The organism is Fortiea sp. LEGE XX443, assembly GCF_015206815.1.
In the GTDB taxonomy this organism is placed as follows: Bacteria; Cyanobacteriota; Cyanobacteriia; order Cyanobacteriales; family Nostocaceae; genus Nostoc_B.
Map to the genome: position 1 here is coordinate 1 of NZ_JADEXZ010000012.1, position 18,730 is coordinate 18,730.

Consider the following 18,730-nt stretch of genomic DNA (forward strand, 5'->3'; position numbering starts at 1 on the left):
TTGCTTTATTTCCTGCATTGTTGTTAGCCACAGAGTATCATCAACGTTGGGAAATCGAAAATACTATTGATGAGTTAAAAACTCATCTAAATGGGCGTAAAACTCCCATTCGTTCTCTCAAACCCCGCGAAGTTGTTCAAGAAATCTACGGTTGGCTTTTAAGCCATTATGCAATTCGCACTTTAATGTTTCAAGCCGCAACTACTGCTTCCATATCTCCATTGCGCTTAGGTTTTACTGGTACCCTCAGAGTTATTCGCCGCGCTATTGCTGATTTTCAAGATGCTAACAGTGAGCAATTACCCTTTTTTTCTCCAAACTAATCCTTGAAATTTTGGAGCAAAAAATTCCGCCAAGGCAAGGCAGAACAAATCCCAGAGTCGTTAAAAAACCCCGTTCAAAGTTTCCATCTAAAAAACCAATCCATAGAGTAACGGGTACTAAACTTCAACCGCGCACTTTTTTTATTCTTAATACTGCTTAATTCTTAACCGAGAAGTATTGATACTAATTCTTGGATTTTACTTCCGTGTCCCTGCCGATTAGACAAATTTATATGTGTCTGAGTATGTTTTTTATTACCACCGCCACCTAGAGATTTTGCTGTACCCTTGTCTGTTAATCTGAGATCGATATGCGGAAAACCTTGAGAACTATCAACCATTTGTTTCTCCAACACCAAAAATTAATACTAGGAAACTTTGATTTCTGCGATCGCTTCTTCTAAGTGTTCCTGAATCACTAGCTCCTCTCGCTCAAGGATTGCTCTTTTAGCCGCATCTTGTGCAACCCTCACAGCTTGAGCCGCAGAAAAACCTCTCATCTGCTCAATGATCCTTGGCCAGTTGATAGATCCCACTTCAATTGCAGATAGCGTTTCCTTTAGTATAAATTCTAGCTCCTGTTCTCCGGGTTTGGGTACTGCGATCAAATCATCAAATCTTCTCCAAAGGGCAGTATCTAGAGATTTATTTAAATTCGTTGCTGCTACTAAAAGCCCTGAAGAGGGTTGATACTCATCCAAAATTTGAAGAAATGTATTGACTACTCGCTTAATTTCTCCTACTTCTTGAGAGTCTTCTCGTGTCTTAGCAATTGAGTCACATTCATCAAGAAACAATAAACATGGACTTTTTGAGGCATCCTCAAATACAAGTCTTAAATTGCTGGCAGTTTCGCCTAAAAAAGATGACACCATTGCATCAAACCGAACTTTCAAAAGTGGTAAACCAGTATTCCAAGCTAAACGCTCTGCTCCTAGCGTCTTTCCACAGCCAGGAGGCCCATATAAAAGAATTTTTTGTCTGTAACGCAATCCATGATGAGCCAACCTGTCTCTTGCCGCATACTCGCGTTCAATTCGGCAAAAACGTTTCTCAATATTTTCAGGCAACACCATATGATGCTGCAACTTGTCCCTTGGTATAGTAGTTACCAGAGGAAGATTAAATCGTTTACTAGTTGGTAATTCAGTTAAAGCCTGTAAATTTTCTGGTATTGAGGAAGCTAGTTTACTAGGGTTGGCAGACTTCTCTTTTTGACTCTTTTTAGTAATATTCTCTAACTGGTCAGCTAAGAGAGTATGTCCCTTAGTGCGTTCTTCTTCAATCACTAAATATGTCAGCTTGTCAATCGCCTCTTGATCCGAACTAGCGATCGCCCTAAAAAATCTCTTGAGAAGCTCTGCTTTCATTTTGCCTCTCAGTGCAAATAGTAGCTTTTTATCATTCTATTAGTACAATTATACTATTTAAGATGATGCAAAATCATAGTTTTGCTTATATTTATTGTATTTAGATACATAAAATATCTATTGTTACTCTATGACATTTAATAAATGACTTGACTGGCCTGTAAAGAAATTTACGAACCAGTAAATAACTTATTTATTTCCCTACATAATCACAACTGAAACGATGCTGTCAAAGCTACTGCTAAACCATCCGCCGCGTCATCTGGTTTAGGAACTGCGTCTAAATTCAACTCTCGCGCTACTGCTGCTTGCACTTCAGATTTATCTGCATTGCCATATCCGGTTAGGGCTTGTTTAATTTGTGCCGGGGTAAATTCTATGTATGGTAAGCGATGCTGTCCCAAAACTAACATAACTACACCTCTTGCTTGTGCAACGAGGATAGTACTTGACATACGATAGAAGAAGAGCTTCTCGATCGCAACCAAGTCTGGTTGTAATTCCTGAATCAGGGTGTGCAAATCGTCAAACAAGGTACACAGGCGCTGAGACATTTCTGCATCTGCCGATGTTCTGATAACCCCAAAATCAAGCATATCTATCGTTGTGTCTTGTACCTGAGTAGGGTTTTGTTTGCAAGTAATTGCACCAAAGCCTAAAATTGCTAATCCAGGATCTAAACCTAAAATTCGTTTTTCCATTAAATTAACTTTGACCCAGCCAGGGTATTGTTTTACTGGGAATACTGGCAAATTTGATGACTTTTTGTAAGTCTCAAAGCATCGAAATATTTAATAATGACACACTTGGTGTTAAAACCAGGTAGTGTAGATTTTCTGTTAATCATTAGTTTCTAGCACTGCTTAAAATCAGGTATGTCAATTGGTTTTCTCAGACAAGCCCTCAACGCTCTGCAACAGCAGTCGCGCAGTCGCACATCTCATCGGGTTAACCAGTGGTTTAAGTGGTTATCTCCTGGACTATCGGTAAAACGCTGGTTACTCATCAGTGTTGGTGGTGTATTTTTGGCAAGTCTGGGGTTAGCTATATGGGTAAAGTTAACCCCGATTTTTTGGCTGTTGGAGTTGCTAAGAGGTTTTCTGGGAGTAATCACCAACATCTTACCCAACTATATCAGTGGCCCTTTGGTATTGCTGGGCGGCTTACTTTTGTTGCTGTGGGGGCAAACTCGTACCGTCGGCTCCATCACAGAGGCTTTCCAACAAGAAGGTGATGCTGAACTCATCGATGTCTTGCTGGCGCATCGCCGCTTGTACCGCGGGCCAAAAATCGTAGTGATTGGCGGTGGTACAGGACTTTCTACATTGTTGCGCGGACTGAAAACTTATAGTGCTAATATTAGTGCGATCGTCACGGTAGCTGATGATGGTGGGTCTTCTGGGCGGTTGCGTCAAGAATTTGGAGTTCTACCGCCAGGAGATATTCGCAATTGTTTGGCAGCACTGGCAGATGAAGAAAAGCTCTTAACAGAATTGTTTCAATACCGCTTTCGGGCTGGCGATGGGTTGACTGGTCACAGTTTTGGTAATTTGTTTTTAACTGCCATGAGTGATATTACTGGAGATTTAGAACGTGCTGTGGCTGCTAGTTCTAAAGTGTTGGCAGTGCGGGGACAAGTTTTACCAGCAACTCTTAGTGATGTTCGCCTATGGGCAGAATTAGAAGATGGCCGTCGCATAGATGGTGAGTCCAGTATTCCTAAAGCTGGAGGTAAAATAGTTAATATTGGTTGCACACCGGCTAATCCGCCAGCCTTACCCGCAGCAATTAAAGCAATTAAAGAAGCTGACTATATTATTATTGGGCCGGGTAGCTTATATACTAGTTTGGTTCCTAATTTACTAGTCCCAGAAATTGCTAATGCGATCGCTCAAACCAAAGCTCCTCGCATCTACGTCTGCAACATCATGACTCAACCAGGCGAAACAGAAGGATATACTGTCGCTGATCATATCAGAGCAATTGATGCTGCTTGTGGACAAAGACGGCTGTTTGATGCTGTACTAGTACACAAAAAATCTCCTTCTCCTCAGTCACTCATCCGCTATGCTCAACAAAATTCTCATCCGGTTTTCTTAGATAGAGAAGATGTATCTCAACTAGGGCGACGGATTGTTGTAGCTAATGTGTTGTATGAAGATGAAACTGGTGTTGTACGTCACAATCCCCAGAAACTAGCAAAAGTTTTGTTAAAGTGGTACGGTGGCGCTCATCATGGGAAATGATAATTAGTTATTAGTCATTTGTATAAACTAATGACCATTGACCAACAATGAAAATTTTTCTTGCAGATGTACAAGCAACCCTGCATTTGGGTATCAAACTAGGTCAAATATTGACTGCTGGTAGTGTGATTTTACTAGAAGGAGACTTAGGTGCTGGTAAAACTACACTAGTGCAAGGTATTGGTCAAGGTTTAGGAATTACAGAATCAATTGTTAGTCCTACTTTTACTCTCATTAATGAGTACATCCAAGGACGCGTACCTCTTTACCATTTAGATTTATATCGCTTGGAACCACAAGAGGTTGCAGCTTTAAACTTAGAAACCTATTGGGAAGGTATTGAAATAGAACCAGGAATTGTAGCAATAGAGTGGGCTGAACGGATGCCTTACCAGCCAGATAGTTATCTGCGTGTGTGTTTAACCTATGGAGACAATGGCGATCGCCAAGTAGAAATTACACCACTTAATTGCAACATTAACGAATTATTTGTTGAGTAATATATAGTTCTGCAAGTGCGATCGCCTGATCTTGTAGGATGGGTTAACGAACTTACTTTGCTCTGAGGCAAGTAGGCGGTCGCTCAACTTGACTTACTACTTATGTTGTGTAAGCTGGCGATCGCTATGATTCCTTGGCTTTATTAACACTGCGGCTTTCCTAGGATTGCTTGCTTGATATAGCTATCCACTAAATAGGCGATCGCACTTTCATAAATTTCCTTGAAATCATCAAGTTAAATAATGTATGGGAAGCGATCGCAATCCTTGATATCATAAATGCGGTATTTAAGAAAGGAGATCATGAGCCAGTCAGCAATCATTACATCATCACCAGATGTGATGAGTGGTACGCCAGTTTTTGCCGGAACACGAGTGCCTGTACAAACCTTGCTAGATTATTTGAAGGCGGGAGAGTCTATTGATGATTTTCTAGAAGGATTTCCTACTGTGAAACGAGAACAGGTAATTGCTTTTCTAGAAGCTGCACAAGCGCAAATTCTCAAGCTGGTTGCATAGTGTGAATATTCTGCTTGACGAATGTATTGATCGAAGACTGGCAAAGCAGTTGTCGGGACACATTGTAAAAACTGTGCCGCAGATGGGTTGGGCCGGTATCCAAGATGGAGAACTTTTGCGTTTAGCTGAAATTGAGTTTGACATATTTATTACAGTGGATCGAAATTTGCCGTTTCAGCAAAATTTGGCAGTTCTAGATTTAGCTGTTTTAGTGTTGCAAGCACTATCAAATCGATTAGCAGATATTCAAGTACTCATCCCTAAAATTTTGGCAATTGTTGACACGGCTCCAAAGGGGACAGCTACAGTGGTGTGTGAATGAAATATTGTTGATCTAGCAAGTGCGATCACACCACTCAACTGTGACGTGTATAAACCGCGACCGCCTCCTGGAAAAAAGAGCGATCGCTAGTGTAAAAAAAGATTGACAGACATCATCGCTTCCATTTTTCTACGCCTGGGGGACTATACTGAATTTTAAGATGTATAATTACACCTAGGAAATAGCATAACTTCTTGGGTGATACAAAAGAGACAATTAGCTGTATCGCACTTCTTTGTTAAAATATCTTTAAAAGCAAAAATAGCTAATTGCTAGTTTGAAACTCACCAGCAATTAGCTATTAATTACAGTTAGCAATTGACTTCTAACCCAGTGTTTCTGCACCACCGACGACTTCCAGTCAGCGCGGTGTATCACGCTGTTATGACAAGATCAGCGATCGCACTGTCGTAATTACGAATTGGTATTATGGGTAGGCAGAAGTTGTGTCGATTGTCCTACCCAAAAAAATTTTGAGCGGCAAAAGCCACCGCTCAGAATTCATACTTCTATTACTGTAGGTTGTTAGGCTGGTCTGGATGCAGTTCTACTAACTGAACTACAAGGACAAGTGTCTTATCCAAAGAAGCCTCACATTGTTATGACACTACAAAATTTTGACCGATAGCCGAGGGCTGATTCTACACTCGTTCTATCTGCCGCTACCGCGTTCATCTAAGAAATTGACTAACATTACTGCCTTCATTATTCAAAAATAAATGAAATACTTTTCAATCGGAGTCTGGCGTTGATTGACATTTACTAGCTGCTGCGTTTAGCTAAGTTTGGCGTATGCTTGCAGATTATATTGCTGTAGATGTCAGTAAAATACTGATTCAAAGCGTCTGAATGAAACAATTCTCTGGAGAGTGACATCTGGCAAACTGCCAGATATTTTGAGTACCTGCACTCAAGGGCAATTATCTTCAAATCAGAACGGACTTTAATTTGTTCTCTTGGGAATCATCTTTCTGAGAAGGCTCATAGACAGATGACTTTCCGTTAGCCAGTAAATACTGGTAAGATTGTCTAAACTGCTTGTATTCTGTTTGTCTTTCTTCTTACCTTCCTTTGATTAACTAAGTAAATTGTTTCTTTTAGTTTGTTTAATTGGATGCTCGTTTTTCCTGTTTGACTCCGTTTTAATGGCTGATGAAAGGCTTTATAAGCTCACACCGCCCGGAATATAAATCAATCAGCAATGTCAACAATAAGTTTTAAGAGCGTCCACATTAAGTGCATATAAAGTTTTTATATGTATAAAACAGAGTTTTCACAGAAATTTGCCCATTTACTTATCCCTATTAATTCTCTTCATTTTTTAGTTGAAAAATCCGGATAGTTAAATACAAAAAGCCAGTGGAGAAAGGTTAAATGATTTGCGATCGCTACAGTCATCTTTTAAGCTATCCATTGACCTAGTATTCCCAAGATAAGCTCAGGATCTGCAAACAAAAAGTAACTAATTATAGATTTATGAGATAAATTAATTTAAATAAGTATTCTTAAAAGAAAATCTTATACTCGTACTGATAACTATTGATAAAGCCCAAATAATTTTAACCAAGTGGCATAATGTTTATACGAATTGAATTCGTATAAATAACTAAGTTTTTTTGATAAAAATCTTAATGCTAGTATTTCTACGTAGTTATGTTAGTTTGAGAAAGAAGTTAAACAACAGATTTCTGAGTTCGGTGCTTCTTACAAAAAAGTTAAAGCTTGACCGCGCACATCCGTATTTACCCGATTATTTTCATAAACAATCTGTCCACCAACAATAGTAGTTACAGGCCAACCTGTGAGTTTCCAGCCTTCAAAGGGACTCCAACGGCACTTAGTTAACAACTCTTCCCGTTGGACTGGACGGTAAGCATTCAAGTCTACCATTACCAAATCGGCATCGTAACCTGGTGCGATCGCTCCTTTGTTGGGAATACGATATGCTTGAGCCACAGCCTGAGACATCCAGTTAGCAACTTGAGCTACAGTACATTTTCCCTGTATTGCCGCAGTTAACATTAAAGGTAAGGAAGTCTCTACACCAGGCATTCCTGAAGGAGTATTGGGGTATTCTTGGGCTTTTTCTGCCAAGGTGTGGGGTGCATGGTCTGTGGCGATAAAATCGATGACACCATCGCGTAAAGCTTGCCAGAGAACTTCATTATCGTGAGGCGATCGCAAAGGTGGATTCATCTGTGCTAATGTGCCAATCTGTTCATAGGCACTGGTATTTAATAACAAATGCTGGGGTGTCACCTCCGCTGTTACCCAACTCGGTTTGTCTTGACGTAATAACTCTGCTTCTTCTGCTGTAGACATATGCAAAATATGCAGCCGACGTTGATATTCTTTAGAAAGATTTAAGGCTTTTTGTGTGGCTAAAAGTGCGGCTTGATTATCTTGAATTTGGGAGTGAATCGCTGGGTCATGAATGCCAGCAAATTCTTGTCGTCGCTGGTTGATTCGTTCTTGGTCTTCGGCATGAACAGCAATTAAGCGATTTCCCTGAGCAAAGATAGCTTCCAGTACAACATCTTGGTCAACAAGTAACTGGCCGTGCATCGACCCCATAAAAACCTTAATGCCGCATGTGGGGTTAGCTGTCAGCAAATCTGGCAGTATCTCTGCCGTTGCCCCAATAAAAAAGCCATAATTCACTACACACTTACTAGCAGCCCGTTGTAGTTTGTCATCTAATGCGGCTTGGGTAGTAGTCAGGGGACGAGTATTGGGCATTTCCAAAAAAGAAGTGACACCACCTTTTGCACAGGCACAACTAGCGGTGAACAAGTCTTCTTTGTATTCTAGTCCGGGTTCTCGAAAATGCACCTGCGGATCAATAACTCCTGGCAACAAAGTTAACCCATCTGCGTCAATTTCTCTGGTTGGGACAGCAAAAGCAATCTCTGGTGCAACTTCCACGATCAGGCGATCGCGTGTGAGTACATCCCCTACCATGAATTCACTATTAGGTAGAACAATGCGAGCGTGGCGAATTAATAAACTTTGTGAAGACGACATAGTGTTAAAAAATTTAGTTAGAGAGTTATGTATTACAGAGAACTATGATTTTAGGTTAAACTTGGTTGCGCTCTCCGGCATAAATTTTTGCAGGTTATTAAAAAAAAGTTTATTTTTAACTTATGAATCTGTCTGTGAACATGCCAAAACCAACCAGTAAAACCTAATTCTGCCGCTAAAATTAACAAATAGAGTCTCCCTGAGCTAGTTAATTTCTACACTTTTCTTGACTTCAGTACTTTCATGCAAAATCAAGTGTCTGATCAAAATTCTAGTCAAAAACCCGATAATTCCTGGATTGCCGAGCTAGGTAGAACAGTTGTATTAAGTATCGTTCTTGCTCTCGGCATTCGTACTTTTGTGGCCGAAGCTCGCTGGATTCCTTCTGGCTCTATGGAACCAACTTTGCATGGTACCCAAAACCAGTGGGAAGCAGACAAGATTATTGTTGATAAGTTGAAGTATAAGTTTGCCATCCCCCAACGGGGAGATATTGTCGTCTTTTCACCTACTAACGAACTCAAAAAAGAACAATATCACGATGCCTTTATCAAACGGATTATTGGCTTACCAGGAGAAACCGTAGAACTGCGGGATGGTAAAGTCTACATTAATAAAAAACCCCTCGATGAAGAAAGTTATCTCACCTCTAACCAGCGTACAGTAGTTGATGTTTGCACTTCAGGACAGCAAGCAGCTTTCTTGGCAAAGCCTCAAACCATACCACCAAATTCATACTTAGTGTTAGGTGATAACCGTAACAGTAGTTACGACAGCCGTTGTTGGGGTGTTGTCCCCCGCGAGAATATCATCGGTCGGGCTGTGCTGCGCTTTTGGCCGCTGAATCATATTGGTGGTCTTGATAAATCGCCATTGTATCCATAAATGAGTCATGGTTGAATGCCGTACCTAGCCAAAATCTTAATTTACCCGATTAAGTCACTAGATGGGGTAGAAGTGACACAAACCAAGGTTTTGTCTAGTGGCGCATTGGAGTGCGATCGCAAGTTTGCCATCATTGACGAAGAAGGTAGATTTGTCAATGGCAAACGTCATGCCAAAATTCATTTGTTGCGGGCGCAATTTAGCATTTCCAACAGAACTATCTCACTCCAAATCCCAAACCATGATTTACCAAGAGTTTTTCATTTGGATGCAGAACAACAAACACTAGCAGCAACTTTGAGTGATTTTTTTGGGTTTCCTCTCACCATAGTACAAAACCCATTTATGGGCTTTCCTGACGATACAGACTCTCCTGGGCCAACGGTGATTAGTACCGCAACTTTAATAGAAGTCGCTTCTTGGTTTCCTGGCGTGAGTGTTGATGAAATGCGCCGTCGGATACGTGCCAATATCGAAATTGCAGGGGTACCAGCGTTTTGGGAAGATCGGTTATTTAGCGAACCAGACAAGTTAGTTTCCTTTCGAGTGGGAGATGTGCTGTTTTTTGGTGTCAACCCATGTCAGCGTTGTGTGGTTCCAACACGCCATCCAGACTCAGCATCAGCTTACTCAAATTTTCAAAAAATTTTTATCAAACAGCGGCAAGCCACATTGCCAGATTGGGTTAATTTATCCCACTTTAATCATTTTTATCGGTTGAGTGTAAACACCAAATTACCAATATCAGAAGCTGGTAAAATATTGCAAATTGGTAATGAAATTGAAATAATTTCTTAAAACAATTAACATAAATTTAAGCTAAAAATTTATAAATATAAAATCGTCAATCTAAAACTCAATCACTCCCTTCTCTTGTAGTTGCAGTCAATCCAAAAGACGTGTGCGGACTTGCGCTGCTTTACGACACACTCCGCGAACGCAACACCTATCACAAATCTAAAATTGTTGGATATATCACCAGACTAGATAAAGTAAATTAAGGTGCTATAACAAAGTTTGAGGACTTAGTGTAGGAATAAATCTGCCAACAATAAGTAATCAGACAGTATTCATTACACCAATTTTTGACTGTAACCTGTCCCCTGTCACCTATCTCCACCCATGAATTTAATTGTCTGCAACTACTTATGTATTCATAACCATTGGCATAAGTAAATTTTTATACTAAAAATAGTAATATCACTTGTGGTTGTTGATTTTAAAGCTTGCTACTCAGTTGGAAAATAAAATCTGCGACCTTGTACAGATAAAAGTCAAATATTCCGGGTTTTTAGGAATTTCGCAAATAACCATCCGTTTGAGACAATTATGGAATTGACTAGAAGCAAGGCATAATGAACTACCAGCAGTTAGACCCGGATAAAAAAGACATCTTAATAATTGATGACAAGCCAGACAATCTGCGAGTTTTATCCTCACTATTGGCTAGGAAAGGATATAACGTTCGCAAAGCTTTGAATTGGCAAATGGCTTTAACTGCTTGTCAAACGGTGTTACCGGATCTAATTTTACTCGATATTATGATGCCGGAAGTTGATGGTTATGAAGTTTGCCGACGTTTTAAAAGTTGGGATGTAACAGCAGATATTCCCGTAATTTTCATTAGTGCTTTAGATGATATTTTTGATAAAATCAAAGCTTTTAGATTAGGAGGGGTAGACTATATTACTAAACCATTTGAATTTGAAGAAGTTGTGGTACGTGTACAGAATCAACTAGAACTTAGAGCAGCACGACTGGAAATATTAAAACTCAACACAGAACTAGAACAAAGGGTAAAATATCGCACTTTAGAACTAGAAAATACTCTTGAAAAACTTCAAGGAGAAATCGCATCTCGTCAACAACTGCAAGATAAACTGTTAGATATAGTTCTTCATGATTCACTCACTGGATTACCAAATCGAGTTTTGTTTATTAGACAGCTAGGAAATGCTCTTGATCTAGCTAAACAAGACATAAGTTATCAGTTTGCTGTTCTGTATTTAGATTGCGATCGCTTCAAGGTTGTCAATGATTCTCTAGGGCATATTGTAGGAGATGAATTACTCATTGCTATTGCCCACCGCCTTCAATTATGTCTAAATTCAGGTGATACTCTAGCAAGATTAGGTGGTGATGAATTTGGCATTCTGATAGAAAATCTCAGAGATATCAGTTCAGCGATCCAAGTTGCTGAACTGATGTTACAACAGTTATCCATCCCTTTCAAGTTGTCCCGATATGAAGTATTCATGAATGCTAGTATTGGCATTAATTGGGGTAATAAAGACTACGAAAAAGCAGAGTATTTATTGCGCGATGCTGATACAGCAATGTATCGAGCTAAAGCTCAAGGAAAAGCTAGATATAAACTATTTGATCCTGCAATGTATCAGGAAGCAATCCAACTTCTAGAAATAGAAAATGATTTACGTAGAGCTGTTGAACGAGAAGAATTTATCATTTACTATCAGCCCATTATTTCCCTTCATACAGGTAGAATTTCTGGATTTGAAGCATTGGTACGTTGGCTACATCCGGTTCGTGGTCTAATTGCTCCTACAGAGTTTATTCCTGTAGCAGAAGAAACAGGTTTGATTAATGCTATTGATATATGGGTGTTGCAATCGGCTTGTCATCAATTACGCATTTGGCAAAATCACCCAGCTACACCAAAAAATCTAACTATTAGCGTTAATTTAAGTGCGCGTCTTTTTACTCAACCTAACTTAATTGCACAAATTGATAAAATTATCTATGAAACTCAAGTAAACCCATTAAATTTAGAATTAGAAATTACTGAAAGTGTTATTATGGAAAACACTAATGTTGTAAAGACAATTATTGAAGAAATTAAAAATCGAAAGATTAAGTTAGTGATGGATGACTTTGGTACTGGTTACTCCTCTCTAAGCTATATACATAGTTTCCCTTTACACTCATTAAAAATTGATAAGTCTTTCATCACCCAGATGCAATTTCATCAAGATACTATGGGATTAGTACCAGCAATAATTAGTATTGCTGAATCAATGGGGATGACTGTAATCGCTGAAGGAGTGGAAACCAAAGAACAATTAGCCAAATTGAGAAGTTTAAACTGTGATTTCGCTCAAGGCTATCTGTTCTCTCAACCTCTAGAAGAACAATCAGTGGTTAATTTTATTGCAGATGCACACCAGTGGTAAATCTGAATTTCACAGACTGTTGAGATGGCGATCGCCAATCATGACCTTGGTGTAGATGAATTTTTGCAATAGCAAAGGTAGTAGACTATTCCAACCTCCATTAAATCATCTCAGTAGCAATCTCTACAAGACGACTATAACGATTAAGATTTATAATTTGTTAATAAATAAAAATCAACACACATATGCTCAAAGCAACAGGAAAATCTTTTGCAGCAATAGGTTGACAGCCGCGCTCAAAAGTGGGAGCCTGGATATCTGGAACTGAAAATAATGAAACCAAAATTTTTATCGATTAAAGACTACTATTTTCAGTTGCATAAAAGCATAATAGAGATGTGACCAATCTGTTCGCCCCTTTACACTCCTTGGAACAAGGTAATTGGTTCAAGCTCATCTGTGGAGCCAGCTACCAGCATCTACCAGCAGTCAGAAGTTTAACATTAGCCTACACTTTGGCGGGCGCTGACTGCATAGATGTGGCAGCTGATCCAGCGGTTATAGCAGCAGCCCAAGAAGCACTGCAAGTAGCCAAAACTCTAGCAATGGAAGCTCAACAACGGGGCTTTAGCCATCAAGGCAGTTTGCCCTTTTTAATGATGAGCTTGAACGATGGTGAAGATCCCCATTTCCGCAAAGCCGAGTTTGATTCAACCCAATGTCCCGCAGATTGCCCAAGACCTTGTGAACGGGTTTGTCCAGCCCAGGCGATCGCATTTAACCGGATACAAGATAATTTTTCGGGAGTGGAATCTCAGAAATGTTACGGTTGCGGTCGTTGCATACCACTATGTCCATACGATATAATTTATACTAGATCATATATGTCAACACCAGAGGCGATCGCGCCAATGGTAATTTCAACGGGAGTAGATGCCGTAGAAATTCACACAAAAGTCGGACGGTTGGCAGAATTTCAGAGATTATGGCAAGTAATTTTACCGTGGTCTAAACAACTTAAGGTCTTAGCTATCAGTTGTCCTGAAGGCGAAGGCTTAATTGATTACCTAAATGCAATTTATGAGCTAATTAGCCCACAACCTCGTACCTTAATTTGGCAAACTGATGGTCGTCCCATGAGTGGTGATATTGGAGATGGCACTACTTTGGCATCAGTGAAATTAGGACAAAAAGTTTTGGCAGCAAAGTTACCGGGATATGTGCAATTAGCAGGTGGCACAAATAGCTACACCGTTGCTAAGTTAAAGGCAATGGGACTACTGAATGAAGCAAGGGAGCAGGGAGCAGGGAGTAAGGGGGAAAATTCTTCTCCTCTGCCCCCCATCCCCTACCCGTCTGCTTTCGTTGCTGGGATTGCCTACGGAAGCTACGCCCGTGTATTGCTGTCGCCAATTCTCGAACAGTTAGAGAATAAGGAGGTGAGTAACACCAGTGTTAAAGAAACTGTCCGCCTAGAAGAAGAACCAGACTTACTTTGGCAAGCTGTAGAACTTGCCCATTCTCTCGTCTCTCAGCTCAAGTCACAGCAGGAGCGGTAATCGCTCGTTCGTTATCTCTCAAAACGTCACCATAGAAAGCATGACGATTAAAGACGATCTCCAAAAGTTATTAGACATCTTGCCCCAAGACTTGCGACAAGTACTCGAAAATCATCCTCAGCGAGATACTTTAGTGGAAGTAGTTTTAGATTTGGGTCGTCGCCCAGAGGCTCGCTTCCCCAATCAAGCTGAGTATCTGAGCGAAGAACCTGTAACTCAAGCACAAATTGATGATTGCATTCAGCGAGTCGGAAGCTTTGGCGGAGATAATCGAGCCGGAATTGAGCAAACTTTGCATCGGATCAGTGCTATCCGCAACCGTAATGGCAAAATTATTGGATTAACTTGTCGTGTCGGTCGTGCGATATTCGGTACTATTGGCATGATCCGCGATTTAGTAGAAACAGGCAAATCCATTCTCATGCTGGGTCGTCCAGGTGTGGGTAAGACTACCGCTCTACGGGAAATTGCCCGTGTGTTGGCAGATGAGTTAAACAAACGAGTAGTAATTATCGATACCTCCAACGAAATTGCGGGAGATGGTGATGTTGCTCACCCCGCCATTGGTCGTGCTAGACGGATGCAGGTAGCTCATCCAGAACTTCAGCATCAAGTCATGATTGAGGCAGTGGAAAACCACATGCCAGAGGTGATTGTGATTGATGAAATCGGCACGGAACTGGAAGCTTTAGCAGCGCGTACCATTGCTGAACGAGGTGTGCAACTGGTAGGTACTGCTCATGGGAACCAGATTGAAAACCTGATTAAAAATCCTACCCTTTCTGATTTGGTTGGCGGTATTCAGGCTGTGACCTTGGGAGACGATGAAGCCAGAAGGCGCGGTTCGCAAAAAACAGTTTTGGAACGCAAAGCCCCTCCTACCTTTGAAATTGCTGTCGAAATGTTAGAACGGCAGCGTTGGGTAGTTCATGAAAGTGTCGCTGACACAGTAGATACTTTGTTGCGCGGACGACAGCCAAGCCCACAAACACGCACGGTAGACGACAACGGCAAAGTCTCAACGATTCGCCAGCTATCTGTGGTCAATGGTCGTGGTGGACAGATAGCCAGCGGAGAAGATACCTTCTCTTCAGGGCGACAATCTGGTGGTTGGCGTGCATCCGGGCAAATGGTAGCACTACCACCATTGACTGTAGAGCGGGAAAAGACAACTGGACAGAGCGAGTTTGACCTCTTGCTGGAGGAATCCTTTAACTACTCGGACAGTATTGATTTTGGTGCGATTAAGAATGCCGGGCCGAACGGTGAAGATTTGCCGCTACACATCTACCCGTATGGGGTGAGTCGCCACCAACTAGAACAGGTAATCAGTGTGTTAACTTTGCCAGTGGTGTTGACAAAAGATATTGACAGTGCTGATGCAATTTTGGCGTTGCGATCGCATGTCAAAAACCATGCTAAACTCCGGCAAGTAGCTAAAGCTCGACATGTACCTATCCACATGATCAAGGCCAGCACAATTCCTCAGATTACTCGTGGACTGCGGCGGTTACTGAACATGGATGAGCCAGAAATCGCTGATGACCGCGAATTGCAACTTTTCTTGCACAGCGGTAGCGATGACGAAATTGATGCCCTCGAAGAAGCCAGACTTGCTGTAGAGCAAATCGTGATTCCTAAAGGACAGCCAGTTGAATTATTGCCCCGTTCTCCCCAAGTTCGCAAAATGCAGCATGAGTTAGTAGAACACTATCGCCTCAAATCCCATAGCTTTGGTGAAGAACCAAATCGTCGCTTAAGGATTTATCCGGCGTAATAGCACATGGGTGTATGGGTGTAGGGGGGGGTAAGGTTTTACTCACTTACACCTCACACCCCTATACCCCTATACCCCTAGTTTATGGTGCTAATCTAGCTTTACCTAAACGCTGCTTTTCATACCATTGTGCGATCGCCGGTGTCCACTCGGTAAAATGCGGCCACATTAATTCGCACAATTTCTGAATTTCGAGTTGAGCATCTTTTTTATTTCTCAGGTCACAAAAATGCAAGAATGACCTGAGATTGAAGCTAACTATAAAGTGCTGGCGATAATCAAAAGGTACTATCCCTCTCGCATGTTCTTCCGACATTCCCGCTGCAAAACTCGCTGCATACCGTTTAGCCGCTTCCAGACACCACTCTAAATCTGCGGCGCGTTGCTCTGGGGAATAGTAATATTTTTTGCCTTGCCTATCTGTGTAATAACCAACAGGTCGCAGGTAGAAAACATCTTCTATATCTTTTTTCCCCTCTATTATTTGTATAAATTGATTACCTGTATAGCGAAATGAATTATGAACAACTACGCCATTAGCAACAAAATTGTGCCATTTTCCATCTACTTCTAAATCATAAGTTTTTTGCATCCCTAAATATCGTACTTGCACAACTTTTATTGGGTGAGCTTTTAATTTTCTTCCTGCTGGTTTAGGTTTTTCAGGAAGAGCAACAATAGGAACGAAATTTTGGGCAAATTCTAGTTCAAGTCTTTGGTTGTGAATTTGTCGGTGGCAATTTTGACAAACAGTGACTAAATTTTCAAAGTCATATCCTTTTTCAGGATGTGAGTAAACTGGCAATAAATGATGAGCGTGAAGTGAACCTCCACGAACACCGCACGACTGACAAGTGAAATCAAACTTTTCATGTACTTGAGGCGCAACTGTCCGTGTCCAAGCACCAATCGAAACTCGTTCTTCTGTTACACCACCTTTCCAAAAATTGCTGTCTTCACCTCTACGAGTGAAATGTTTTGACCTTTCTCTCCGCTGTTGTCTTTGTTCAGAAGTTAGATTTAGTTGATAAGCTCCTCGGAATCCTTTATTCCAAGGATTTTTTGTTCCTGGTTTACATTTATTTAGCTTCAGATCGTAAAAATAAACCCACTTTTTAATTGCCTCTATTGAACAACCAGCTTTTTCAGCCATTTGTCTAACAGTTAAACCAGCTGATAGCTGTTCTTGGAGCCAAGTTTTATCTCGATACAAGCCTTCACCAACGATGACTCCATTGGTCATTAAGTAACAATCTTGGTTATATGTAATAACTTCTCTGCTGTGATCTGTTACTAACTCTAAAGCTTCTTTCATAGTCTGCCAACCTTGTTCAGTCAGCAGGCGATGATTTTCTGTACAGTTTAATGTCTTACCATCTTCCAGAGTTAAGCGATAAACAGGTTGTAGTCCTTGATCAAAAACCTCTTTAATGTGGCCGAGTTCAAAAATACCCGTTTCTTCATTCAGAACACGCAGTTTCATTTTTTGCAGGCGGGTTTTACAATCTCTACGATATGTTCCTGGTTCTTCTCCCTTACGTCCTCGAATTTTTCTTTCACGGACTGCTTTTTCGCCATTAGTCCATAAATCGTAAAGTTCCGAAATTTTAATTTTTGTTAAACCACCCGACGTTTTAACAAAAGTAACCTCACTATCTCCACTCAGACATTGCACATCAAAACTCACGCCCACGCGATGAGTACGCGCTTGTTGCATGACACTGTGAGGGAAATAGCCGCAGTTGAAGACAATCTGGGGATGTTCTAGCGGCCCGTAGTGTCCCCGTTCTCCTGCTAATAGTCGCTTAACTATAACTTCGCCGCATTGTGATTCCGAAGGCCATGAGTCTCTTTCATCAACCACAAATGCGTCAGTATAGTCTTGGTGCATCGCCGCATAAATCACTTGCTGCGGGTTTGGTGTTTTGGCAATAACCTCTACTCGAAATCGGTGCATGGGTTTTCTCAGACTAAGTACAAACGAGGAGTAGAGCCTGTTTGTGAAACATGGCTGGAAACTCAACCCATCATCATATATCTTTAGGCAGACTCAGATACTTTACAAAAATTAATTTTAACGTTACACTTCTTTACAAGTAAAAGCAATTAAGGACAACTTTATGCGTAGTAGTGGTGCGATTGTTGACGATCAGGGTAAGATGAACAACTTTGCGCTTGAACCAAGAGTTTATGTAGATGAGCAAGGCGATCGCACTGGCTTCACTCCCTACGCAGAAATGCTCAACGGTCGTTTAGCAATGATTGGTTTTATTTCGCTCATAGCATTAGAAGTACTTACAGGACATGGTGTTTTTGGTTTGTTAACCAGCCTGTAACAACTAAATTTTTAAAACGCAATTTTTCACAAATTTATAGAGACGGGAAATTTCCCGTCTCTGTGTTTTTTGGGACTTAGTACTATTCTGGATTGCGATGAGCAATCACAGCATAAAAGGGATCTCCACCACCAGCACCCAACCATTGTAAGAAGTTTGGCATTGTTGACTGACGAACAATCACTTCAGGAGTGGTAAATCCGGGTACTGAAGTGAAGTAGTGCTTAACCAATTCAACTCTAGTAGCTTCAGAAGCATCGCGCCAAGCTTGAATCGCCTTTTGAAAAAACATCCGGTTAGAGAAGCTGATAATAGCAGCACCACCTGGCTTGAGGATGCGGTGAATTTCCGAAAAGATTGCTTCTGGATACTGTACGTACTGCACAGAAACGCACATGAGAACAGCATCAAAATCTTGATCTGGTAGAGGTAGCTGGGGATTCTCGTTAAGATTTTGGACAAAGTAATGATTTAAGCGAGGATTACGTGCTAGTTCCTCGGCGTTGAGTCCGTGTCCTTCTATATGGGCAAACTGCATTTCCTCTGGCAGATGAGATACCCAGCTGCTCATCATATCAAGAATGCGGGTGTTGGGTTTAAGGCGATCGCGGTATAAATCTGTTAACTGTTGAATAAACCCATCATCAACATGGGTAACAAAGCGGGGATAGGTATAAAATAGCTGATCATCGGTATCATCTAATTTTTGGCGTTGATTTGGTCTAAGTAGCATAAATG

Annotated in this window: 17 protein-coding genes and 2 pseudogenes; 11 read left to right on the top strand and 8 right to left on the bottom strand. The window is 41.0% G+C overall.

Features of this window, described 5'->3' with window-relative positions; all coding sequences use genetic code 11:
- On the top strand, positions 1–323 hold a 323-nt coding region (locus IQ259_RS07195), incomplete at its 5' end, for a transposase (protein ID WP_339383840.1).
- A gap of 164 nt (positions 324–487) precedes the next feature.
- On the opposite strand, the gene IQ259_RS07200 is transcribed toward IQ259_RS07195, so the two are convergent.
- The 3 genes from IQ259_RS07200 to ruvC form a co-directional block, all read right to left on the bottom strand.
- Positions 488–664: a hypothetical protein gene (locus IQ259_RS07200; RefSeq protein WP_193883068.1), complete on the bottom strand. Its 177-nt coding sequence runs from the start codon at positions 662–664 to the stop codon at positions 488–490.
- Positions 665–691: 27 nt separating this feature from the next.
- Positions 692–1,693, bottom strand: coding sequence for a 26S protease regulatory subunit (locus IQ259_RS07205; RefSeq protein ID WP_193883070.1), 1,002 nt, complete (start codon positions 1,691–1,693; stop codon positions 692–694).
- 209 nt (positions 1,694–1,902) lie between these two features.
- Entirely contained in the window at positions 1,903–2,394 is a 492-nt protein-coding gene (gene ruvC / locus IQ259_RS07210) for a crossover junction endodeoxyribonuclease RuvC (RefSeq protein WP_193883071.1), read from the bottom strand.
- Positions 2,395–2,568: 174 nt separating this feature from the next.
- On the opposite strand from ruvC, the gene yvcK reads away from it, so the two are divergent.
- The 4 genes from yvcK (at position 2,569) to IQ259_RS07230 (ending at position 5,280) form a co-directional block, all read left to right on the top strand.
- Entirely contained in the window at positions 2,569–3,939 is a 1,371-nt protein-coding gene (yvcK, locus tag IQ259_RS07215) for a gluconeogenesis factor YvcK family protein (protein ID WP_193883073.1), read from the top strand.
- A 47-nt stretch (positions 3,940–3,986) separates the two neighbouring features.
- Positions 3,987–4,439 (top strand): tRNA (adenosine(37)-N6)-threonylcarbamoyltransferase complex ATPase subunit type 1 TsaE, encoded by a 453-nt coding sequence (tsaE, locus tag IQ259_RS07220; protein ID WP_193883082.1) that lies wholly within the window; start codon positions 3,987–3,989, stop codon positions 4,437–4,439.
- Between the two features lie 300 nt (positions 4,440–4,739).
- A complete protein-coding gene (locus tag IQ259_RS07225) occupies positions 4,740–4,958 on the top strand; it encodes a DUF433 domain-containing protein (protein WP_193883196.1) in 219 nt (72 codons plus the stop codon).
- 1 nt (position 4,959) lies between these two features.
- Positions 4,960–5,280: a DUF5615 family PIN-like protein gene (locus IQ259_RS07230; RefSeq protein WP_193883084.1), complete on the top strand. Its 321-nt coding sequence runs from the start codon at positions 4,960–4,962 to the stop codon at positions 5,278–5,280.
- Positions 5,281–5,932: 652 nt separating this feature from the next.
- Here IQ259_RS07230 and patS read toward each other — a convergent pair.
- Positions 5,933–5,986 carry a heterocyst-inhibiting signaling peptide PatS gene (patS, locus tag IQ259_RS27735; RefSeq protein WP_370568011.1) on the bottom strand — a complete coding sequence of 18 codons (54 nt, stop codon included), beginning with the start codon at positions 5,984–5,986 and terminating at the stop codon, positions 5,933–5,935.
- Positions 5,987–6,984: 998 nt separating this feature from the next.
- Positions 6,985–8,304 (bottom strand): dihydroorotase, encoded by a 1,320-nt coding sequence (locus IQ259_RS07235; RefSeq protein WP_193883086.1) that lies wholly within the window; start codon positions 8,302–8,304, stop codon positions 6,985–6,987.
- 243 nt (positions 8,305–8,547) lie between these two features.
- On the opposite strand from IQ259_RS07235, the gene lepB reads away from it, so the two are divergent.
- The 5 genes from lepB (at position 8,548) to IQ259_RS07260 (ending at position 15,656) form a co-directional block, all read left to right on the top strand.
- Positions 8,548–9,189 (top strand): signal peptidase I, encoded by a 642-nt coding sequence (lepB, locus tag IQ259_RS07240; protein ID WP_193883088.1) that lies wholly within the window; start codon positions 8,548–8,550, stop codon positions 9,187–9,189.
- 15 nt (positions 9,190–9,204) lie between these two features.
- Positions 9,205–9,987, top strand: coding sequence for an MOSC domain-containing protein (locus IQ259_RS07245; protein WP_193883090.1), 783 nt, complete (start codon positions 9,205–9,207; stop codon positions 9,985–9,987).
- A gap of 557 nt (positions 9,988–10,544) precedes the next feature.
- Positions 10,545–12,380, top strand: coding sequence for a GGDEF domain-containing response regulator (locus IQ259_RS07250; RefSeq protein WP_193883092.1), 1,836 nt, complete (start codon positions 10,545–10,547; stop codon positions 12,378–12,380).
- 338 nt (positions 12,381–12,718) lie between these two features.
- Entirely contained in the window at positions 12,719–13,879 is a 1,161-nt protein-coding gene (ldpA, locus tag IQ259_RS07255; RefSeq protein ID WP_193883093.1) for a circadian clock protein LdpA, read from the top strand.
- Positions 13,880–13,919: 40 nt separating this feature from the next.
- Positions 13,920–15,656 (top strand): R3H domain-containing nucleic acid-binding protein, encoded by a 1,737-nt coding sequence (locus IQ259_RS07260; protein ID WP_193883096.1) that lies wholly within the window; start codon positions 13,920–13,922, stop codon positions 15,654–15,656.
- Between the two features lie 82 nt (positions 15,657–15,738).
- Here the strand turns inward: IQ259_RS07260 and thyX are convergent.
- Both thyX and IQ259_RS07265 read right to left on the bottom strand, forming a co-directional pair.
- Positions 15,739–16,173: pseudogene (gene thyX / locus IQ259_RS27740) on the bottom strand (FAD-dependent thymidylate synthase); the annotation flags it as partial.
- Positions 16,174–16,176: 3 nt separating this feature from the next.
- Positions 16,177–17,613 (bottom strand): annotated as a pseudogene (locus tag IQ259_RS07265) (FAD-dependent thymidylate synthase); the annotation flags it as partial.
- Positions 17,614–17,776: 163 nt separating this feature from the next.
- On the opposite strand from IQ259_RS07265, the gene IQ259_RS07270 reads away from it, so the two are divergent.
- Complete coding sequence (locus tag IQ259_RS07270; protein WP_193883107.1) at positions 17,777–17,992, top strand: chlorophyll a/b-binding protein; 216 nt, start codon at positions 17,777–17,779, stop codon at positions 17,990–17,992.
- A gap of 82 nt (positions 17,993–18,074) precedes the next feature.
- On the opposite strand, the gene IQ259_RS07275 is transcribed toward IQ259_RS07270, so the two are convergent.
- Positions 18,075–18,725 carry a class I SAM-dependent methyltransferase gene (locus IQ259_RS07275; RefSeq protein ID WP_193883109.1) on the bottom strand — a complete coding sequence of 217 codons (651 nt, stop codon included), beginning with the start codon at positions 18,723–18,725 and terminating at the stop codon, positions 18,075–18,077.
- Between the last annotated feature and the right edge of the window lie 5 nt (positions 18,726–18,730).